Here is a 22,614-nt window from a genome sequence, read left to right on the forward strand (position 1 = left end):
GTTCTCTCCCTTGTGCGCTCTTTATTCCGATTTCTCTTCGTCCTTTACGGGACTGGGAGGAATAATCTTCTTTTGTCCGTTGCTCAGGAACTCATGCATGGAGGCGGCGGCGATGCGGCCTTCACCCATGGCGCTGATGACGGTGGCGCCTCCCGAGACGATATCGCCTCCAGCCCAGACTCGAGCCTTAGACGTGCGACCCCTTTCGTCGATCACGACAGTGCCCCAACGCGTGACATTGAGGTCGGGTGTGGTTGAGGGGATGAGCGGGTTGGGGGAGGTTCCCAAAGAGACCACAACGGTGTCCACATCCAGAATGTATTCACTGCCGGGAATCGGTACCGGACGCCGCCGCCCGCTTTCGTCAGGTTCGGTGAGCCTCATGCGAATGAGTTCCATGGCCGCCACATTGTTTCGTCCATCACTCAAAAAGGCCGTGGGGTTGCACAGAAAATGGAATTCGATTCCTTCTTCTTCAGCGTTTTCCACTTCTTCAAGCCGTGCCGGCATTTCGGCACGCGTGCGTCGGTAGATCACGTACACTTCCTGGGCTCCCAGACGCACGGCACATCGTGCGGCGTCCATGGCCACGTTGCCTCCTCCGATAACCGCCACCTTTTTGCCCATCTTAATAGGCGTGGCATATTCCGGATACCGGTAGGCTTTCATTAAGTTGGTGCGTGTAAGGAACTCATTGGCCGAATAGACCATATTCAGGTTTTCACCGGGAACCCCCATAAATTTCGGCAGACCGGCTCCGGGGGCCAAATACACGGCATCGTAATCGGTTCTGAGCAGTTCATCGAGGCTGTAGTTGATCCCGATGACTGTGTTCAACCGAAGATCCACGCCCAAGGATTGCACATACTGGACTTCCCTTTGAACAATCTCCTTGGGAAGCCGAAATTCTGGAATGCCGTACATGAGCACGCCGCCGGCCACGTGCAAGGCTTCAAAGAGGACCACCTTATGGCCGAGAATGGCCAGGTCCGAAGCCACGGTCAGTCCGGAAGGACCGGATCCCACGACAGCCACCTTCTTGCCCGTGGATGGGGCCATTTCGGGCATGGTCGGAGCCCCCTGGGTTCTTTCCCAATCGGCGATGAAGCGTTCCAATCGCCCGATAGCTATCGGGGCTCCTTTTTTGTTCAGTGTACAAGCCTCTTCGCATTGAAGTTCCTGGGGACACACTCGGCCGCAGACGCCGGGAAGCGAGGTTTTGCGTTTGAGAATCTTAGCGGCTTCTTCAATGTCTTCACGCTGCAAAGCTGCGATAAAATCCGGAATGTCGATATTGACCGGACAGCCTTGCTGGCACGGTCGCTTCTTACACTGAATGCACCGGGATGCTTCTTCCTTGGCCAATTCCCACGTGTATCCCAAAGCGACCTCGTCGAAGTTATGCCGGCGCTCATGTTCCGACTGTTTGGGCATCTCGACCCGGTTCAGATTAAGTTTGGGTTTCTTTTCCGAGGCGCCCTTGGTTTGTTTTTGCTCCGTCATTGCCTGATCTCCTTAAAAAGCTACACATGCGTGTCGGCGCCGAAGAAAGCCGCCCCTAAATCCATGTGAAGGCGAGGCGGCGCCTCACCCCTACCACTGAGAACATCCGCGGCATTGAAAACCCTGCTGCAAAATGCTCTCATCGGCGTAGGTGCAGCGGCGTGCCATGAGCACTTCCCAGCCGTCTACTTCGTGGCCGTCAAATTCCGGGCCGTGCACGCAAGCGAATCGATTGGTGCGGCCCACACTCAAGCGACAGGCACCACACATGCCCGTGCCGTCCACCATCACCGGAGTCAAATGCACCATGGTTTTGATGGCATAAGGGCGTGTCATTTCTGAAAGGACGCGCATGAGGCACAAGGAACACATGGCGATCACGCGGTCGATACGGCGCTTTGGGTGCTGCTGCAGCAGTTTCCGCATGGCCACCGTGGTGCTTTCTATCATGCCATTGCCGTGAGTGCCCAAGGCCAGGATGAGGTTATCGCTGAGTTCTTCCAAAGGCTTTTGGCCAAAGAGGCGTTCTGAATCGGGGGCCTGCACGATGGTGGTCAGCGTGTTCCCATGCTCCTTTAAGGCCTTCAAAATAGGCACCATGGCAGCGATTCCGTACCCGCTGAGCACCGAGACCACATGGCCGTACTGGCCCACTTCCGCCGGACGGCCCAACGGTCCGATAAAACTGAGCAAGGTGTCTCCAGGCTGCAGGGTTGCCAACTGCTGCGTTGTTTTTCCCACCTCGATGAATACAAAGTCCACGGTGCCGGCTTCGGCGTTCCAGTCGCTGATGGTGAAGGGAACCCGCTCCCCTTTTTCGTCGATGATGAGAATCACGAACTGGCCCGGCTTGGCCTTTTCCGCCACCACCGGAGCCTGTACGCGAAGCCGGTGCACTCTGGGAGCCAAAACTTCGTGATCGACAATCGAATACATGGCTATCTCTTCTCCACTTTTGCGGCCATCGTTGTGCCCGGAAGATGGGTCCCGCCGAGAACGCTTTGAAGTCGTTCCGCCGGCACGGCCACAAGCTTCAGGGGAAGATGGATGTTCAACGCCAAGCGTCCTGTGATTGCCCCCCCTTCAAAGACCACCGCCACCGTGTCTCCCGGCATGATTTCCAGGCGATAGGCATCCGTGGGGTTCATTTCAATCTCGCCGTCACAGGCCATCACCGCACGGGATTCCGGTGCCAAAAGAGGACCGAAAAAGGATGGGTACAGGCTTTCCTTGGCCGTGAGATGCAACGGAAATTCCTGACGCTTTTCCGCCGAAACTTCCGCCTTGACAGGCTGTGAAGGGCTCCAAGGCTTGTACACAGGAGGCGTGTCGGCAAAGAGAATCGGTGTACCTTCGTGATCCAAGGAAGGGCACGGCACTTGAACCGCCTCGTAACGGGCTCGACTGCGATCCACTCCTGCGTACGCTTCAAGCCGGCTTCCCAGGGACTTGAACACCATGCCGGGTTCCTCTTCACTCAGTGGGGAACCGCCAAGGAAACGGGACCAAGCCGCCGCGGTCTGAAGCACCGTTCGAGATCCAGCGCCTGGGGTCAAGGCCTTCTCGGTCCACTGAACGCGGCGTTCCCCGTTGGTCAGAGAACCGTCTTTTTCCAAAATGGGCGTCAAAGGCAGCAGGACATGCGCCCCGACCGTTTCAGGGGGAGGCACCACGTCCTGGACCACTAGAAAGTCCAGAGGCTTGGCCAGATTCAAAAGCGGTTGCCAACAGGCGTCATCGTAGGATTCCGCAGCCACATAGGCGGCCTTGATCCGTCCGGATGTCAAAGCCTCCATGACGGTAGTGTCCCATCCCAAATCTCGAGCCCCCTGCATGTTGCTGGTGCCGAAGAGAGGCCAAAAGCCGCCGCCTTGTTTCCCAAAGCTGCCTTTGGCAAAGCCTAAAGTCATGAGGGCTCGCGTGAGATCGGCCACATCGAAGGCTTGAAGCACCCCCAAACCGGCCAAAACGGCCACGGTGTCCCGCGCCGCCAGCAGACATCCGGCTTCCACCAGTTGCTCTTCATGAATGCCGGTGCATCTTGAAACTGTTTCCACGTCATAAGGGCCGGTCAGGTCTCTAAGGGCCGCCAGGAGGTCTGAACCGGCGTTTTTGTCCGTTCCTTTTTCGTCCAAAATGATGCGCACAAGGCCCAGGACCAAAACCGTTTCGGATCCCGGAACATACCGAAGGTGCACATGCGCATACCTGGCGACGGCCACATCATAAGGATTGGCCACCACGAGCTTGGCTCCTTTGAGCACCGCCTGACGGATGGCTACGCCCGCAATAGGCTGAGAAGCCGCCGGATTGAGTCCCATGGCAAAGATAGCCGGCGCCTGGGCCAAGTCCTGTAAACTGTTGGTGGCTGCGGCTGTGCCCAGAAGTTCTCGAGCCGCTTTTTCAAAAACCACCAGACCCGCAGGAGCCAAAAGACCTACGTTGTCGGTTTTGAAATATTCCCGAGCCAGACGATTCAGAACACAAAGTTCTTCATTGGTCAACCGGCCGTCTGTAAGCACGGCGATTTGATCCGGTTGGTAGCTTCGGAATTTTTCGGCGGCATACTGCAGGGCTTCATCCCAAGAAAGACTCTTCCAGCCGCCTCCGTTCTTGACGGCCGGTTGCCGAATCCTTTCAGAACGGGCCACGTAGCGCTTGAGGAGAAATCGGCCCTGCACACAGGCCTGACCTTTGTTGCTGGGGCCTTCCGGACTGGGTTTGATCTGAAGGATGGTTTCATCGGGGGTTTTTTCCAGCATCAAGCGGCAGCCGGCGCTACATACGGGACAAATGGCCGTGGACCAATGGGTTTCCAACTCCTTCTTGTAGAGGTCCGTTACAATGGTCGTTAAAGATTGGCAGACGGCTTCGATGGCGGGGCGTGTGTCCTGATGAAAGTCCGATAGATTTTCTCGAAGCGCCCCCACGGGACACACATCCACACAGGCGCCGCAAAACTGACATCCCGACTCTTCCAAGGACCGTCCAAAGGGAGTGCCTACGGACTGACGCCCGTCTTTGGATTCACGAAATACGATGGTGCGAGCGCCCCGCAGTTCGTGGCAGACGCGCACACAGCGCCCGCAACGCACACACAGGCTGTAGTCTCTCTCAAAATAGGAGCCGCCTGGCAATGGTTCCGGACGGCTGATGTCGGGGGCAGGGTAGGGGAAATCAATCCCTAAAGCTGCCACCAATTGCTGCAATTCACAGGTGCCGTTTCGAGGACACCCCAGACAGTGCCGCGGATGATCCTGAAGAATCAGCTGCAGCATCTCCCGGCGAAAGTCCAAGACCTTGCTCGTCTGGGTCTGCACACGAATCCCCTCCATCACAGGCGTCGTGCATGCCGCCGGCAGCCCTCGCTGCCCTTCGATTTCAACAGCGCACAAACGGCACGATCCACTGGGCTCCAAGGCCGGGTGAAAACATAACCGAGGAATATAAATCCCGGCCTCATCCGCGGCCTGAAGAATCGTCTGGCCCGCCTTTGCCTTGACTTGCTGGTCGTTGATCCAAATGTTGACGTCGCTCATCATGACCCCTGATTCTGTCGTTTTACCGTTCTCGGCGCCGGTCAAGAGAAAAAAATCACATTATGGGCCAAAAAAACAATCCAAAACACTAAGTTAAGAACCATGGGCGAAGTCGCCACACCCGGCTTTGGACCGACCTACCTTAAATGGAGAAGGGTCGCTTGTCAACCACTTGCATCATGATTGTGTAGGTCGGCTCAAGGTAAAGTGTCTATGGGCAACCGCATTGTGCCTTGCGTCGGGCGGGTTTCTTCGATAAAGGAAAGCACGGTTGTTCGGCGCTTGGCGCCGGACGAACTTGACCCTGGGAGCGCGGGGGCGTCCCGCTCGCCCGAAAAGCGGGGCGCAGCTCCTCGTTCCCTGCAAAAGAGACAGTTTCTGGCATGTAAGGGCGAGGCGTCGGCTCGTCCTTCCGTTGAAACGGCATAAGTTCCGTTGGTATGGTAAGTTCTCGAACACGCGCCCGAAGTAGCCGTGGGAGCGGACCTGGACGGTGGAGGCAAGCATGAAGATCGCTTATTTCAGCATGGAAGTGGGCCTCAGTGAACACATTCCCACCTACAGTGGCGGGCTTGGGGTTTTGGCCGGGGATCACATCAAGTCCTCGGCGGACTTAAACATTCCCCTGGTTGCCGTGACCCTTCTTTATAAACGCGGCTATTTTATTCAGCAGATCAATGCCCTGGGACAACAAGAAGAACTGTATCCTTACTTTGATCCTCGAGCTTTCATGGAACCCTTACCCTTCAAGGTGACGGTTCCCATCGAAGGTCGAGACGTTCATGTGGGAGTCTGGAAATATAATCAAGTGGGTCAAAAGGGTCGAGTGCCCGTCTATTTTCTCGATACGGATCTTCCCATGAACCGGCCCGAAGACCGTATGATCACTCATTACCTCTATGGAGGGGACAAGCACACACGCATTTGCCAAGAAGCGGTCCTGGGCATCGGCGGCTATATGGTGCTCAAAAAACTGGAACCCGGTGTCACCACCTACCACATGAACGAAGGCCATGCGGTGTTTTTGACCCTGGCCCTGCTTAAGGAATTCGGTGGCAACATCGAACGGGTTCGAGAAAAATGTGTTTTTACGACGCACACACCTGTGCCCGCAGGTCATGACATTTTTGATTACGGCATGGCCGAAGCGGTCCTTCAAGGGTATCTGCCGCCCAACATTCGAGATCTGGCCGGACGGGACGCTCTTAACACCACTCTTTTGGCCTTGAATCTTTCGCGGGCAAGCAACGGGGTGAGCGAATTGCATGGGGAGGTATCCCGGCAGATGTTTCCGGGGTTTGACATTGGGCATATCACCAACGGCGTGCACCATCTGACTTGGACCAGCCCCGAGTTTCAAGCGCTCTACGATCAGTATTGTCCCGGTTGGCGTGAACAGCCTCAACAACTGGCCAAGGCTCGAAACATTCCCGACGATGCCGTTCGAGAAGCCAAGAAGGCGGCCAAGAAGCGTTTGATCAGCTACATCAACGCCATCTCAGGGGCCGGTTTCAGTGAAGAGCTTCTCACGGTGGGTTTTGCGCGCCGGGCGGCTTCCTACAAACGAGCCACCTTGGTGCTGACCGATCTGGAATATTTGGTGAATCTTTCCTACGACCGGGTTCAATACATTTTTGCCGGAAAAGCCCATCCTCAAGACGGAGCCGGAAAGGAACTTATCAAGGAAATCGTGCATATCGCCAAGAAATACGAAGAGAAACTTCGCATCGTCTATGTGCCTAACTATAACATCTGGCTGGGAGCTCTCATGACCCAAGGCACCGATGTCTGGCTCAACACGCCGCGTCGGCCTCGAGAAGCCTGCGGCACCAGCGGCATGAAGGTGTGTTATAACGGCGGGGTGAACATGAGTGTTCTGGATGGGTGGTGGCGAGAAGCCTGTCGAGATCGAGTGAATGGATGGGCGGTAGGTGACGACGAGGATCAAAGTGACGAAGAAGCGGCAGCCGACCTTTACCGGGACATCGACGACATGGTAACCACGTACTACGCCAGCCCCAAGCACTGGATGCAGATCATGAAAAATTCCATCGCCGATGTCTGCCCCGTCTTCAACACCCATCGCATGGTCCTGGAATACCTGCACAAGTACTACCTGTAGAGGCTGCCTTGGGGTGAAGACTTTCAGGAATCGGCGCCGCCTTAAGGGGCATAAGCCTTCATGCAAACACAGCTTTGATCTTTTAGCGAGGCGAAGCCATGCCACGAGAAAGCCAAATATTGTCCGTACAGCCCAGATGTTGTCTTCATTGTTGATGCCCCTAAAGTGAAGAAAAAGATGAAAAAGGTTCCAGGCCCATAATCGAAATACTTTACCGACTTCGAACTTAACTTATAAAGCTAGACATATGCTTCCAGAAACAAGGGCAAAGCGGTTGATTCTATAGCCAATCAAAACTCAGGGGGTTCAGCTCTGCCGGCGTTCATTTCTTTCGTGTTGAGCGGCGCTCCTGCAAGAAGCTCATTGTGCGGGTCGCAAAACAATCCTTCTCACTGAAGTGTACCGTCGTCACGTAGCTTTGAATAGCGGCGGTCGTTTTAATGGCTTGCCTGAATACCGAGGCAAGGTATTATGCTATTTTTCCAGATTTACCCAATGGGAAAGAAAGGAAGCGGAGCAACCACTCATGTTACGTGGCGTACTGCAAAAGATCAGTATAAATGGATACTTCTTAGTGGAGTCTTTGCTTTCAGGACAAGGTGAAAACAATCATTAAAGTTGTTACAAAAGGTGGAGCTATGAACAGTCAAGACTACAATCGAGTCGTTGTTGTTGATGTAAAAATGCCCTTTTGGTCCATGGTGACCTTCATGGTTAAGTGGTCGATCGCATCCATACCTGCAATGATCATTATCGTACTGATGGGAACCATCGTGTTTTTGGTCATTGGAGGACTATTCAACAGTATAGGCAGGTATTAGCTCGTGAAAGAATCATTATGGCAGGCTTCTAACCCAAGTTTGTCATATTGCTATTTTCATTCGACGGATAAGGAAAAGGATTCCAAAGGTGGAACCATCTACTTTTTTCACGAGCAGGTTGAGTCCTACAAGAAGGTCAGGCGGTTGCAGCGGAGGGCTCTTATCAATCTCCGAGAACAGGATCTAGAGCCTGAAAACCGTAATATTGGTAACACCCATTGAAGAAAGTCTCGGCGGGCGATTCCGCGGCTTTCCCATCGATCATGAGAGTGAGCGGCTGTCGCTTCATTTCGCCTAGCTTTTGCGTACGCAATGTTTCGAAACAGGTCAACCTCGAAGCCGTGAACGGGAACGCATATGCCAGACGCTGCTGCTCGACTCGCTCAAATCCGAAAATGTTCGTACCGTGCGAGTAGAACCCATAAGAGCCTGAGCTTACAAACACCTTGAGGTGACAGAGACCTTTAAGACATGCGGCTTCAGCGAGACCGACATTGCCCGATCTTGAGCCTTGTACCCTATTTGAAGGGTGAGGCCGGGCTAAAGGCCCTTATGCAGAGTGGTTTGTATGGTGGTTTTCCCCACTGATTTAGCCTGCCTTGGCTAGCGAGGGCTGAACTGATCAACGCAGAGAGGCCATAGCGCACCTGGGCTTCAGGTTTTCGTGAAAGCGAAGTAAAACCTGATGCAAGGCGCTTAGGAGTGTGTAGCGAAAAAAGTTTAGGCAAAGGGTTAAAAAACAAGTGTTTTCAGTCGAGTAGTGAACTGGCTCCCTGTTGGGCATTATACTGGAATTGGATTCTTGAGGGGCAGGGAAAAGAGCAGTTGGGGAGGATGGCATGAGTATCTTCGAGTACGCCTCATCTGTAGTATCTGACTACCAGAACTATGTCCGCAGCTTTTTTAATATAGCTGATGAGCGGATAAGCCAAATAGTAGAGCAGGAATTGTTTGCTCTTGAAACCCTATGGCCAGAGGCTCTTGTCCAGCTGAACCCTCCCTATGAGCTAACAACATCGGTGGGTGAGCTTTGCCGGCAGAGCAAGCTACACCCGGCCTGTGCCGACATTTTCTGCGACGATAATGGCCGTCCCTTCATTCTCTACTACCACCAAGAAGAGGCTATTGAATGCGCACTCCGGGGCGAGTCATACGTGGTTACTAGTGGCACCGGTTCCGGAAAGTCTCTGACCTACTTCATTCCAATCTTCGACGCGGTGCTGCGTGCTAATCCCGCCGAAGCGAGGGTGCGAGCGATAATTGTTTACCCTATGAATGCTCTTGTGAACTCTCAGCACAACGCGTTGCTGGAATTGAGAGATCGCTATGAGCGCCGGACCGGTCAGCCCCTCCCTGTTCGGTTTGCCAAGTACACAGGCCAAGAGAAGGGACCGGAGCGGCGCGAGATCCTGGATTGTCCGCCCCATATCCTCCTCACCAACTATATGATGCTTGAGCTCATCCTTGTTCGGCCCCAGGAGCGCCACTTTGTCCACCGGGCAGTGGCCGGTATCGATTTTTTGGTCTTCGATGAGCTGCATACTTACCGTGGCCGCCAAGGCGCCGATGTAGCTCTCCTCATTCGGCGGCTGCGCCAACGCTGCGGCAACCCGAACCTGATCTACATCGGTACCAGTGCCACGATGGTTGGTGGTGAAGAAATAGGTAGCGGCGAGCGCCGCCAGGCCGTGGCCGACTTTGCCAGCAAGATCTTTGGCGTTACCGTTTTGCCAGGGAATGTTATCCAAGAGAGATTCAGGCCCCTTACTACGCTGGTCGGGGTAGACGCGCAGCCCTTGCGGGGAGCCGTTCAAGCCCCCTTGCCTGAGACACTAGAAGAATTGAGAAAGCACCCCTTGAGCTGGTGGATAGAGCGGAATCTAGGCTTTCGTATTGCGCCGGACGGCACCAGCGAGCGTTGCCCGCCCGTCACCCTCTCTGAGGCGGCTCGCCGACTAGCAGAAGACACTGGTTTGGAGGAAGTCCGCTGCCGCGAGGCCCTTCGTGCCGCCCTTTTGCGCGGCACCACTCTGAAGGTTGACGGCGACAATCCTCTTTTTGCCTTGAAACTGCACCAATTTGTTGGTCAGGGCCAGGCAGTCTACGCCACTTTGGAGCCACCCACAGTGCGCTATCTCACTTTGGAGGGCCAGTACTATGCCCCCGAAGGTGAAGAAAACAGGGTTCTTTTTCCATTAGAGTTTTGTCGCCAGTGCGGCCAAGCCTATTACAACGTCTGGCTTGCTAAAGAGTCTAGCCTTTTCCTCCCGCGGGAGCCGGAGGGAGAATTCTTTGCCCCGGAAACCGAAATTATGCCCGGCTACTTAGTATTAGCCGACGAGGTAGGGGACTGGACGGCCGATGCCGAACATTTGCCCCCCGAATGGCTGGATGACCGCGGGCGGGTGAAAAGCCACTACCGCCAGGGAGTTCCGCGCGAGGTATGGGTTAAGCCCGACGGTGCGCTAGCTTATGAAGAGTCCTCTGGGGCGATCCGCGCCTTTTTCCAGCCTAAGCCCTTCCGACTTTGCCTCGCCTGCGGCGAAACGTACTCTGGCCGTGATCGAGAGTTCCGGAAGTTAGGCCGGCTTTCTAGTGAAGGCCGGAGCAGCGCCACCACCGTGTTGAGCGTGGCCGCTTTGTTGCATGCTGCCCAGCACGGCATAAGGGAGGAACACCGCAAAGTCTTAAGTTTTACCGACAACCGCCAGGACGCTTCCCTTCAGGCAGGCCACTTTAACGACTTTGTACGCTACTCCCTGCTGCGGGCGGCCCTTTACAGGGCACTTGAGACCAAGGGCCAATTGGATCACGTAAATGTGGCCGATGAAGTGCTGGCTATCTTAGACCTTAGTCTGGCGGACGTGAGTAATTGCCCAGTGCACCCGCAAAGCCCAGTAGGGCGCAAACGCTGGGAGGCATTTCGGACCCTCATTGAGTACCGTCTTTACGAGGACCTGCAGCGAGCATGGCGAGTCGTGCAGCCAAATCTTGAACAGTGCGGACTTCTGGTCATTGATTATCTGGGTCTAAAGGAATTATGCGAAGACGAAACTCGTTGGCACACTTGTCCGGTTCTAGCCCCACATACGGCAGAAAAGCGCTACCAAGTGCTTCATACCTTCCTTAATTACATTCGCTACCACCTAGCCATCAACGCGCGCGTGCTCTCCGAACGCGAACAGCAGCAACTTAGGCGCCAGCTCGGTCAGAGTGAGGAAGAAAAATGGGTGCATGAAAAATGGTGGGAGCCCGACGAATGGCTCCGGCCAGCGGCGCGCTTTATCCTTTCCGGCACGACGGACTTGCGCTTGCAAAAACGGAGCTTAAGCGGGAAGACTCGACTCGGCCGGTACTTACGCCGAGATTTGAGGCTTTCGCCTGAGGCATACAATGAATTCGTGCTACAAATGGTGGATATCCTGTGTTCTCAGGGATTGTTGGTAAGACGCCAGGAGGGGGGCGAAGATTACATTCAGATCGAAGTCGGCTGCCTTCTTTGGCGACTGGGCGATGGTACGCCGCCTCCTCCCGACCCCGTGTATAGCCGCCGGGTGGAAAGCCCTGCCTACATTGAGGTCCAACGGAAGGTAAACGCCTTTTTCCGCGACTTTTACCGCATAGCCGCGGCTCACTTAAAAGGGATAGAAGGGCGGGAGCATACTGCCCAGATTTCCAACGACGTTCGCCAGGAGCGAGAGCAGCGCTTCCGGGAAGGGGATCTCAAATGCCTTTTCTGTTCGCCCACAATGGAGCTGGGTATCGATATCGCTGACCTGCGAGTAGTGCACCTGCGTAACGTACCTCCTACTCCGGCTAACTACGCCCAGCGCAGCGGTCGGGCGGGCCGGCGTGGCGACCCCTCTCTGGTGCTAACCTACTGTTCCGCGCGCAGTGGCCACGACCAATACTTCTTTCGACGCCGTGGGGCAATGGTGGCTGGCGCGGTCAAAAGCCCTAAGCTCGACTTGGGCAATGAAGACCTGGTGCGCGCCCACGTCTACGCCGTTTGGCTGGCCAAGACAGGCCTTCGTCTAGGCAGTGCCATTGACGACGTCATTGAGCTGAACCCATGGCCCGAGCTGCCCCTCAAGGAGGAAGTGCGAGCCCAAATAGAACTCAGCGAGCTTCGCCTCGCCGAATGCCTTGCTGAAGCAAGGGAAATCTTGAACGCTTGCGGAGAGGATTTGGCTGAAAGCGGTTGGTATACGGACCAGTGGTTAGAAGAACTTCTCCGAACTGCGCCCAAAGCTTTTGATGCTGCCTTCGACCGTTGGCGCGAGCTTTATCGCGCGGCCATAAGTCAGCTTGAAAGCGCCCAAAAGGATTTACTGCGTTCTCGCCGCCGTGAAGCGCAGGAGGAAGCCCAGCGGCTCCAGGAGGAGGCTATCCGTCAGCGCAACCTTCTAATAAATCAAGCCAAAAATGAGGAGTCCGACTTCTACCCATACCGATACCTGGCCAGCGAGGGCTTTCTACCTGGATACAACTTTCCACGTCTGCCTTTGCGCGCCTTCATACCACGCAACGAAGGAGAATTCATCAGCCGGCCTCGGTTTTTGGCTCTTCGGGAATTCGGACCCGACAATATCATTTACCACAATGGGGCCAAGTACGAAGTGAAGCGCTTCATTGCTCCGCCCGGCGGACTGGCTCAGCGGCAGCGTACCGTCAAGCTTTGTCGTATGTGTGGCTACTATCATGAGGATGCCACGGCTGATCTCTGCAGCCACTGTGGTGTGCGGTTTGACGCCGAAACGAGCGAGGTGGCAGTACTGTTAGAGATGCCAAACGTGCGCGCCAGGCGGCGGGAGCGGATCACTTGCGAGGAAGAAGAGCGCATCCGGCGCGGTTATCGCATAACCACACATTTTCGGTTCGCTCTCTTGCCCGGCGGCCGGGAGCGCCGGGTGGAGGCTACAGTGAATGACGAGACCAATAATCCGCTGCTGCGTCTAGTGTACGGGTCTTCGGCTACACTCTACCGAGTCAACCACGGCTGGCGCCATCGCCCCGAAACCGAGCACTTTGTCGTCGACTTTAACAGTGGGGAGATATGGCGACCGCTTTCCGAAGGCGAGGAACTTGAAGACTGGGCGGTGGAACTCCCTAGTACCTCTAAGGCCCGGGAGGTAGTCCGCCTGATGGTATGGAACACCGAGAATATCCTTTTAGTTTACCCGCTCGATCCCGCTTGGCGGGGAAACACGGACTTCTTGGCCACCCTTCAGTATGCTCTCCAACGAGGCATAGAAACCGTCTTTGAGGTGGAAGAAAGCGAGTTGGACTCGGAACGCATAGGCGAAGACACATACCGCGGCATCCTCTACTGGGAAGCGGCCGAAGGGGGCGTCGGGGTTCTTCGGCAACTGGTCCAGGATCCCAGAGCATTAGCGGCCGTAGCCCGTGCCGCTCTGAAGCGCTGCCACTTCAGCGTGGACGAAAACAATGGCGACTCGTGCGCCCGCGCCTGCTATCACTGCCTACTGTCGTACTACAACCAGATAGACCACCAGCTTCTGGATCGCCGGCTCATCCGGGAGGCCCTGGAGCGTCTGAGCCGCTCTTACACCGAATGGCATAGGGCCGAGCGCAACCTCGATGATCATTACCGCTGGCTGCGCTCTCTTACGGACTTGCGCTCAGAGCTAGAGCGACGTTTCATTGACCTACTCTATCACACGGGCCACCGTCTGCCTGACGAGGCGCAAAAGGCTGTGGCCAACTTACCCTGCATTCCGGACTTCTTCTACGAACCCAATATCTGCGTCTTCTGCGACGGCGCAGTACACGACGAATCCGCCCAGAGGCAGCGGGATGCCGTAAGCCGGGCCGAACTTCGGGATCTTGGCTACCGGGTGGTGGTCATTCGCTACGACCGGGACCTCGAGGAACAGGTCCAAGCCTACCCGGATATCTTCGGCGAAGGGAGGAGGAGTGGATGAGCGTGCAAATGGCTGTAGGAAGTATTGTACGCTGCCGCGGCCGCGAATGGGTGGTGTTACCTTCCAGGGAGCCGGAAGTGATATACTTGCGACCGGTGGCCGGTGATGAAGATGAAGCCTGCGGTATCTACCACCCTTTAGTGGAAGATGGGGTTGAGCAGCTTGAACCCGCAACCTTCCCCCTGCCCACACCTGAGGATGCGGGGGACGCGGTAGCCACCAGGCTCCTGTGGGATGCCGCCCGGCTTGCTTTACGCGACGGCGCCGGACCCCTGCGTTCCTTGGCCAGAATTTCGGTGCGGCCTCGAGCCTATCAGTTCGTGCCCTTACTAATGGCTTTGAGGCTTGACCCGGTGAGGATCCTAATTGCCGACGACGTAGGCGTCGGCAAAACCATAGAGGCCCTTCTTATCGCCCGAGAACTTCTTGACCGCGGGGAGGTCCGCCGTCTCTGCGTCCTCTGCCCGCCTTACCTCTGTGACCAATGGCAAATGGAACTAGCGGAAAAATTTCATCTTGAAGCAGTGGTGGTTCGCTCCGGTACGGTAAGTCGTCTGGAGCGCTCTCTGCCCCCGGGCGAGCCCAGCATCTTTAAGTATTATCCTCATCTGGTGGTTAGCATTGATTACGTCAAATCGGACCGGCACCGCCCAGAGTTCCTAACCCATTGCCCCGAATTGGTCATTGTGGACGAAGCTCATGGTGCTGCCTAACCGGGCACGGCTTCCAAAGGCCAGCAGCAGCGGCACGAGCTGTTACGACGACTGGCGGCCAATGAAAAACTCCATTTAGTGCTTCTCACTGCCACCCCTCACAGCGGCATCGAGGCGTCCTTTGTCTCACTCTTGGCCCTCCTAAAGCCTTCTTTTGCCAGCCTTAACTTTCGGCGCCTTACCGAAGAGGAGCGGAAAGAGGTGGCCTACCATTTCGTCCAGCGGCGCCGGCCCGACATCGTTAAGTGGCTGGACGAAGTGACCTCCTTCCCTGAACGAGAGAACGTCGAGGAAACGTACGACCTCTCCCCGGCATACCGAAAGCTTTTTGACCAAGTCTTTCATTTCAGCCGCGAGCTAGTGCGCACCGGCGAGACCCTCTCTGGCTGGCGCCGTCGCATCCGCTACTGGGCTGCCCTGTCCATCTTGCGCTGCGTGATGTCGAGCCCCGCGGCAGCCGCTGCTGCCTTAAGCAAAAAGGTCGCAGTCGAGGCTGAAATCCAGGAAGAGACGGACGCAGCCTATGCTCCTTTCATCTACGACCCGACAGACGAGGAGCCTTTGGACGTGGAACCTTCGCACGTGGTGGAGCAGGGCGAGGCTGAGCTGCCCGAAAGCGGCCGCCGCAAGCTGAGGCAGTTCGCCCGCCTAGCCGAAGAACTTTTGGCCAGCGGCGCGGATACCAAGATTGTTCGTTGTGCCGAGGTCGTGGAAAAGCTCTTGGGCCTCGGCTTTCATCCCATTATCTGGTGCCGTTTTATTGAAACGGCCAAATACGTCGCTTCTGAACTTGCCCGTCGGCTCGTCCCCGCCTTCCCAAACCTGGTGGTGGAGGCGGTCACCGGCAACCTGCCCGAGGAAGATCGGACCCTCCGCGTGGAGGAACTGGCGCGTAAATCGCCCCGGGTATTGGTGGCCACCGACTGTCTGAGCGAGGGCATCAACCTGCAGGAGCACTTTACCGCCGTTCTGCATTATGATCTCCCTTGGAACCCGAACCGCCTAGAGCAACGGGAAGGCCGTGTGGACCGTTTCGGGCAACAGGCGCCGAAGGTCCGAGCCGTGCTCTTCTACGGCCGCGACAATCCCATAGACGGCGCTGTACTCGAGGTGCTTCTGCGCAAAGCAGAAGAAATTAGGAAGAGCCTTGGCGTGGCAGTGCCAGTGCCGGCAGACAGCGAATCGGTTTTGGAAGCGGTCTTCAAAGCCGTAATGACCCGGGTAGAGGGGGCGACCTCAGGGTGGCGGCAGCTGCGGCTGTTTTCTGACAAGACGGTTCTCGATTTCCACCGTCGTTGGCACGAGGCCGCCGGTCGGGAAAAGGAAAGTCGGAGCCGGTTTGCCCAAGGAGCCATAAAACCCGACGAGGTCGAGCGGGAGCTTGCCGAGACCGACCACGTTTTGGGTGATCCGGAGGCAGTGCGGCGATTTGTCTTAAATGCCTGCCAGCGTTTGGGCCTAAAAGTGGAGGCAGCGAGCGACGGCACCTATCTACTCTCAGTGCCCTCGGGGCTCAGGTTACCTTCTCTGGTGGATGAGGCTCTGCCAGCCAGACCCTGGCGGGTGTCCTTCACCTCCCCACCGCCCAAAGGCGCAGCATGGCTGGGAAGAAACCACGCTTTTGTGGGCGCCATGGCTCAGTGGATCCTAGAAAGCGCCTTGGCGGGTGCTAGCCAGGCGGGGGCCCGCTGCGGGGTGGTGCGCACAACTGAGGTGGAGCGCCGCACCGTACTCCTATTACTCCGCCTGCGTTACCTTTTGGAGCAGCCTGACCGCCCGCTGCTTCTAGCCGAGGAGGTAGCCGTGTTCGCCTTCCAAGGTTATCCGCCCGGACGCCTGGTCTTCTTGTCCGAAGAGGAAGCGCACCACCTTTTGCTACGTGCTCGTCCTGACGTGCTCGTGCCTCAGGGCGAGCGGCGGGAGGTGTTAAGTGAGGTTCTGGGCTGGTGGGAGGTACTACTGCCCTACCTCAAAGAACGGGCTAACGCACGGGCGCGGCGGGTATTTGATGCCCATCGCAGGGTGCGGGCAGCAGCGGGACTGGCACGCCGAGGCTTGGCAGTTCAACCGCAGTTTCCTCCGGACTTGTTGGGGGTTCTGGTCCTACTTCCCATTGCGCAAGGAGTGATGAGGTAAAGTGCGCTTTCCATGCTTAAGAATTGAAGGCGGGTTGATTGCCGCCGATCTTCTCGACCACATTTACGAGGGCAGCGCCCCAGGTCAGACTGCTGCTGACTTCGGCCTGAGGGCTCGCTTGGAAAACGAGATTTCCGGCGCTTGGCAGGTGGCGCTTGAGTACTGGGCAGCTTTTCAGCAGCGCCTAGAGCGCCTTCCGGAAACTGACCCGGCCACCACTATCACCCGAGACCAATGGATCATTCCGCTCTTGAGCCTTTTGGACTATGAACCGGTCTACGTTCCACGGGCGGCCCAGATAGAGGGCAAGACCTATGCCGTCTCCCACCGTGCCGATGCGAGTGAGAACGCGCCACCTGTGCACGTGGTAGGCTGCCGCCTAGTTTTAGACCGGCGCCCAGAGAGCGGTCGGCCTCGGCTAGCGCCCCATTCCCTCTTGCAAGAGTACCTAAACCGTAGCGAGCACCTTTGGGGCGTGGTCACCAACGGCTTTCTTCTGCGGCTTTTACGCCAGACCACCCGCCTTACCCGGCCCACTTACATTGAGTTCGACCTCCGGGAGATGATGGGTGGCAAAAACTTTGCCGATTTCTCCCTGTTTTACAGGTTAGCCCACCGCTCCCGCCTGCCACGAGACGACGCGGCGGCATGCTGGCTTGAGCGCTACTACCTCGAGACCATCAAACAGGGCGGCCGAGTGCGCGATCGCCTGCGAGAGAGCGTGAAGAATGCTATTACCATCTTGGGAACGGCCTTTCTTGAGCACCCCGCCAACAATGACCTGAGGGAAAAGGTCCGCACTGGCCAGTTAGACGCGGTAGACTACTACCAAGAACTTCTGCGCCTCATTTATCGCATGCTTTTCCTCTTGGTTGCCGAAGAGCGTGAGCTCCTCACCGCTAACCCAGTGTACCGGCGGCACTACAGCATCAGCCGGCTTCGGAACCTTTGCGAAAACCGCCGGGTCTGGAACCATCATACCGACCTGTGGGAGGCTGCTAAGATCGCTTTTCGCCTTTTAAGTGACGAAAACCACGGGGTTAAGCTAGGTTTGCCTCCACTCAACGGACCGCTCTTCGATCCACAAGGCACCAAGAACATCAACGAATTGGCCCTTACCAACCAAGCCTTCCTGAAGGCCTTCTGGTATCTCTCCATGTACCAGGAAAACGAGCGGGCTCCGTGGCGACGGGTCAACTACGCCGCTCTGGATGTGGAGGAGCTTGGTAGTGTTTACGAAAGCCTTCTGGAATACCACCCGGATCTGAAAGCGGCTAGTTCTGAGATGGCTTTTAACCTACTGGTCGGGATGGAGCGCAAATCCACAGGCTCGTACTACACCCCGCGCACTCTGGTGGATGAGCTAGTGGCCAGCGCGCTGGTTCCGGTCCTCCACGATCGGTTGGCGGGCAAGAACACTCAGGAAGAAAGGGAGCCGACCATCCTTTCCATTAAAGTCTGCGACCCCGCCTGCGGATCGGGCCATTTTCTCTTGGCCGCGGCTAGGCGCTTGGGCTTGGAACTTGCCCGTGTGCGCAGTGAGGTTGACGAACCGTCACCAGAGGCAGTCCGGGAGGCAATCCGTGAGGTCATCGCTCATTGTCTTTACGGCGTGGACAAGAATCCAATGGCCGTGGAACTCTGCAAGGTGGCCTTATGGATTGAAGGGCACCTACCAGGAAAACCGCTCACTTTCCTCGACCACCGCATCCGCTGCGGCGACTCTCTGTTGGGGGTCTTCGACCTATCCGTGCTGGGAAAGGGCATCCCGGACGAGGCCTTCGCCCCTGTAGAGGGCGACGACAAGGCCGTGGCACGGTCCCTGGTCAGAAAAAACAGGAAAGAGCGACTCGGCCAGACGAGGCGGCGTCTTCCCAAATTGGCCGATCTGGGGTGCTTCCTGGAAGAAACAGCACCGCTACTGGCCCTTCCAGACAGCACCCTCGAGGTGGTTAGGGAGAAGACCAAAGCTTATCAGATCATGCGCAAAGAAGAGCCTCTACGTCGCCATCTCAGCGCCTGCCATCTCTGGACCGCCGCTTTCTTTACTAGGCTGAACAGAAACGTTGACCACGTCCCTCTCAGCGGAGACCTAGATGCTTTTCTCAACGGCCATGAGGACCGCCGGCTCACTGAAAAAGCCAGGAAACTGGCGGAAAAACACCGCTTCTTCCACTGGCCCCTGGAATTCCCCGAGGTTTCTAAGGATGGCGGTTTTGATGTGGTGCTCTGCAACCCTCCCTGGGAGCGCATCAAGCTCCAAGAGGAGGAGTTTTTTGCTACCCGGGATACAGAGATTGCCAGAGCTCTCAATAAGGCAGAGCGACGGCGGCTGATTCAAGCCCTTCCGAATAATCGCCCTGCTCTCTGGCAGGAATATCAAGAAGCCAAGCACGCTGCCGAAGCGCAAAGCAAATTCCTGCGGGGCAGCGGCCGCTTTCCGCTTACCGCCCGGGGTGACATCAACACTTACAGCATTTTTGCTGAGCTTTTTTCGCAGCTTCTTCGTCCGTGCGGCCGCGCCGGCGTGGTACTCCCCACGGGCATCGCCACCGATGACACCAACAAGCACTTCTTCGCCCACCTGGTGGAGACCGGGCGGCTGGTGAGCCTTTATGATTTCGAAAACCGTGAGAGAGTTTTTCCGGCAGTAGTTAGTCTTTACAAATTCTCCCTGCTTACCATTCGGGGCCGGACGGAAGAGAAGACTCCGCAGCGCTTTGCTTTCTTCCTCACCCGCACCGAGCAATTGCGCGACGGTCGCCGCGTCTTTGAGATGAGCCCGGAAGACTTGGCCCTCTTTAACCCAAACACCGGCACCTGCCCTGTGTTTCGCACTCGCGAAGACGCTGAACTCACCAAGAAAATCTATCGGCGCGTGCCTGTGCTGGTAAACGAGAGGACAGGAGAGAACCCATGGGGCGTAAGGTTTATGACAATGTTTCATATGGCCAACGACAGCCACCTTTTCCGAACCACGCAAGACCTAGAGGGCCAAGGATATGTGCTTATGCGCGGCCGAGACCTTGGCCGGCCCGACGGTCTCTACTACGTGCGTGGTGACGAGGTCTGGCTGCCTCTCTACGAGGCTAAGATGATCTGGCAGTTCGACCACCGCTTTGGCACTTACAAAGGGGTACCACCAAACACCACCAGCACCCAACTCCCCACACCGCAGGAGGAAGATTGCGCTGACCCACATCATTTTGTGCTTCCGAGGTATTGGGTGAGGGACCAGATGGTGAAGGAGCGGCTCAAGCAGCGGAACCGCAACGGCGGGCAGATTCACTGGAAGTGGGACGGCGGGTGGCTGCTGGGGTTTAGGGACGTGGCTCGTGCCACTGATGTACGCACAGCCATCTTCACCATCCTGCCGCGGGTAGGGGTGGGGCACAAGCTGCCGTTAGTCCTGTACCCAGAGGATCTGAGCGTTCTTAGGGTGATGTGTTTTCTTAACAACATGAACTCTCTTGTGTGCGACTTTGCAGCACGTCAGAAAATAGGTGGGCCCTCCCTAAGCTACTTCATATTAAAACAGCTCCCCGTCCTGCCACCCGATAGCTACACTGTAACTGACCTCTTCTTTACCATCCCCCGCGTCCTGGAGCTGATTTACACCGCCTGGGACCTAGAAACGTTTGCGCGAGAGGTATGGCAAGAGAGCCAACGGGAGCTGCGACAAGATATTGCCCGCCGCTGGCAGGAGTGCTGCGGGTCGTCGCTACAGGTCCATCCGGAGGCCGAAACGATCCCGCCCTTCCGCTGGAATTCTGAGCGCCGTGCCGTCATTCGTGCCGAGCTCGATGCTTATTACGCAAGGCTCTATGGGCTGACCCGCGATGAGCTACGTTACATCCTCGACCCTAAGGACGTCTTTGGCCCCGACTTCCCCGGCGAGACATTTCGTGTGCTCAAAGAAAAAGAAGAGCGCCGGTACGGCGAATACCGTACCCGCCGTCTGGTTCTGGAGGCATGGGAGAGATTGGAGAAAAGCGAAAGTCGTTAGGGCGTTTCTCATGAGCGAAGAGGGAAAATGCCTTAGGAAGGCTAGAGGTCGCCTTGCAGAGACCGAAAATAAGGAGGGTCAGGGAATATCTCGCCGGCTAATTAGATTAAAAGGCGACGATTTCGATCTTGAAAAGCTAGGGAGAGAGTTAAGTGGTAATTCGATCGTACGGGTTTTCCGGCACGATAAGCACCATTATTTGGAGGTACTCCACAAAGCCTTCGAGACCGCGAGGCAAATTTATGACTATGCGAAGGATGTCTTGGTACCTGCAATAAACGGTATCATGAGGGTTCGCTACCCCGGCTTTCGTAACGTGGAAGTCGACGCCATAGGCGAGGAGAAAGAAGACGGTAGGATAAACCATTGCTTTTTTGTCGAAACTTCGGGTGAACTTGGAGTGCGCTCCGAGCTGGTGGCTTCCGTCGTCACAGACAATGAAACGGTTGTTCATCATATCTTCGAATCAATAGCCGGCGTGGGTGAGCGATGGCTTGAAGTTTTGTTGAAAGAAGAAGGCTGTCTAAACGCCTTTCGTCTTTATGCAGCCAGGCCTTATGATTGGGTGACTTTGTATAAGATTTTTGAAATTGTGGAATCAGACGGTGCACCGATTACCAACTGGGTGAGTAAAAATCAAGTGAAGCGATTCACCCGGACTGCCAACAGTCCAAAGGCTGTCGGTTTAGAAAAGGCGAGGCATGGAAAGGAACGTCCATCATCCTCCGAATCATCTTTTAAGCCGATGTCCATTCAAGAGGCCACGCGTTTAATTGGGATCATCTTGGAGCGTTGGCTTGAACAAAAAGTTTCTCAATGCGGCTCTATAGCATGAATGCTCAACGCACTGAAACAGATCCCCCGAAAACTCGGGCTCTTTGTTCTTTTTTTTGGGCAAGAGCTTTCCTGAATCCGTGAGGTGTGGCGAAGAGAGCTGAGTTGCGAGCATGGTGTCAGCGTTTTGTGCCGCCCATGATGACCTGTTTCAGCCTGTTGCCCGAATCATCGGCTCTCCAGTGGCAGAAAAGTGGTGATGACTGGGATCATCCGGCCCTTTTCGGGCATACTCGCCCCCCTTTAACGTGAACATAGAATAGATCCAGGCTCTTGCAGCGACCCCTTTTTGCCCTACCCAGGGGAGAAATGAGTGATTGAATCATTAAGTCATTAAGTCATTCAATCATTGAGTCATTCAGTCATTGAGTCATTGAGTCGTCAACTTGCAGCGACTTCCTTTTGCCTTAACCTGGGCAAAATTTGAGAAAGACGCTCCGAAACGCTTGAAAGGCGGGACAATGGCGACCAAACTGGAGCTTCAGCCGACGACCGCTTCGAATCACGCGCCCTGCCAGAGAGATCAGTTCCTGGATCAAGGTCTTGATGCGACGCCGCATGGCCCGATTCGAGCGGGCGAAAAATGGGCGAGGGGCCCGTTTTGCCCAAGGATGCAGAAGATGTTGTCAGCCAGTCTGCCCAAGGTCAACACCAAAGCTTTGGGAGCAAACTTTCTAGAGGGCAGTCGCTCCAAGTCTTGATCTCACTGGGAAACTGTTCACTCAGACCCGGCTTTTCATCCAACCGAATCCCTTGATCCTCATCGATGGAAAGAGACGTCCACCAACCCTCCAGCGTGATATCGGGCTGGATCAGCATTTGTCCCTTGGCATCCGATATTCGCTCGGTGACCCGGATCACCAGGCGAAACCGATAGCTTTCCCCTCCATAGTGTCGTGTCACCCATGTGCTGAGGATCGCCACTTTCTTGCCGGGCCGAGGCTCCGTCACACGGCCCTCCCTGAAGGCCCGATCACGCCAAGAAAGGCGGTCCG

10 protein-coding genes are annotated in these 22,614 nt (G+C 56.1%); 6 read left to right on the forward strand and 4 right to left on the reverse strand.

Going from position 1 to position 22,614, the window contains the following annotated elements:
- Positions 1-21: 21 nt before the first annotated feature.
- From gltA to WHS46_12210, 3 genes are all read right to left on the reverse strand, one after another.
- On the reverse strand, positions 22-1,503 hold the full coding sequence (gltA, locus tag WHS46_12200) for an NADPH-dependent glutamate synthase (protein ID MEJ5349435.1): 1,482 nt from the start codon (positions 1,501-1,503) through the stop codon (positions 22-24).
- Between the two features lie 90 nt (positions 1,504-1,593).
- Positions 1,594-2,439, reverse strand: a complete 846-nt coding sequence (locus tag WHS46_12205) for a sulfide/dihydroorotate dehydrogenase-like FAD/NAD-binding protein (protein MEJ5349436.1) — start codon at positions 2,437-2,439, stop codon at positions 1,594-1,596.
- Positions 2,440-2,441: 2 nt separating this feature from the next.
- Positions 2,442-5,042, reverse strand: a complete 2,601-nt coding sequence (locus tag WHS46_12210) for a molybdopterin-dependent oxidoreductase (protein MEJ5349437.1) — start codon at positions 5,040-5,042, stop codon at positions 2,442-2,444.
- Between the two features lie 505 nt (positions 5,043-5,547).
- Between WHS46_12210 and glgP the strand changes: the two genes are divergently transcribed.
- The 6 genes from glgP (at position 5,548) to WHS46_12240 (ending at position 21,620) form a co-directional block, all read left to right on the forward strand.
- A complete protein-coding gene (gene glgP / locus WHS46_12215) occupies positions 5,548-7,164 on the forward strand; it encodes an alpha-glucan family phosphorylase (GenBank protein MEJ5349438.1) in 1,617 nt (538 codons plus the stop codon).
- Positions 7,165-8,824: 1,660 nt separating this feature from the next.
- Positions 8,825-13,930 (forward strand): DEAD/DEAH box helicase, encoded by a 5,106-nt coding sequence (locus WHS46_12220; protein ID MEJ5349439.1) that lies wholly within the window; start codon positions 8,825-8,827, stop codon positions 13,928-13,930.
- Positions 13,927-14,643 (forward strand): DEAD/DEAH box helicase, encoded by a 717-nt coding sequence (locus WHS46_12225; GenBank protein ID MEJ5349440.1) that lies wholly within the window; start codon positions 13,927-13,929, stop codon positions 14,641-14,643. The genes WHS46_12220 and WHS46_12225 overlap by 4 nt, the downstream gene beginning before the upstream one ends.
- A gap of 201 nt (positions 14,644-14,844) precedes the next feature.
- Positions 14,845-16,779: a helicase-related protein gene (locus tag WHS46_12230; protein ID MEJ5349441.1), complete on the forward strand. Its 1,935-nt coding sequence runs from the start codon at positions 14,845-14,847 to the stop codon at positions 16,777-16,779.
- 1 nt (position 16,780) lies between these two features.
- On the forward strand, positions 16,781-20,785 hold the full coding sequence (locus WHS46_12235) for an N-6 DNA methylase (protein MEJ5349442.1): 4,005 nt from the start codon (positions 16,781-16,783) through the stop codon (positions 20,783-20,785).
- Positions 20,786-20,795: 10 nt separating this feature from the next.
- Entirely contained in the window at positions 20,796-21,620 is an 825-nt protein-coding gene (locus WHS46_12240; protein MEJ5349443.1) for a hypothetical protein, read from the forward strand.
- A gap of 644 nt (positions 21,621-22,264) precedes the next feature.
- On the opposite strand, the gene WHS46_12245 is transcribed toward WHS46_12240, so the two are convergent.
- Positions 22,265-22,614, reverse strand: a 350-nt coding sequence (locus tag WHS46_12245; GenBank protein ID MEJ5349444.1) for an IS1380 family transposase, incomplete at its 5' end; no start/stop codon positions are given.

It is taken from the genome of Desulfosoma sp. (genome assembly GCA_037481875.1).
Classification (GTDB): domain Bacteria; phylum Desulfobacterota; class Syntrophobacteria; order Syntrophobacterales; family DSM-9756; genus Desulfosoma.

Excerpts from the sequence above, each read along its gene's own strand:
- WHS46_12210 (MEJ5349437.1), bottom strand. The coding sequence starts at position 5,042 with ATGAGCGACGTCAACATTTGGATCAACGACCAGCAAGTCAAGGCAAAG.
- WHS46_12220 (MEJ5349439.1), top strand. The coding sequence starts at position 8,825 with ATGAGTATCTTCGAGTACGCCTCATCTGTAGTATCTGACTACCAGAAC.
- WHS46_12240 (MEJ5349443.1), top strand. The coding sequence starts at position 20,796 with ATGAGCGAAGAGGGAAAATGCCTTAGGAAGGCTAGAGGTCGCCTTGCA.
- glgP (MEJ5349438.1), top strand. The coding sequence starts at position 5,548 with ATGAAGATCGCTTATTTCAGCATGGAAGTGGGCCTCAGTGAACACATT.
- gltA (MEJ5349435.1), bottom strand. The coding sequence starts at position 1,503 with ATGACGGAGCAAAAACAAACCAAGGGCGCCTCGGAAAAGAAACCCAAA.
- WHS46_12205 (MEJ5349436.1), bottom strand. The coding sequence starts at position 2,439 with ATGTATTCGATTGTCGATCACGAAGTTTTGGCTCCCAGAGTGCACCGG.
- WHS46_12225 (MEJ5349440.1), top strand. The coding sequence starts at position 13,927 with ATGAGCGTGCAAATGGCTGTAGGAAGTATTGTACGCTGCCGCGGCCGC.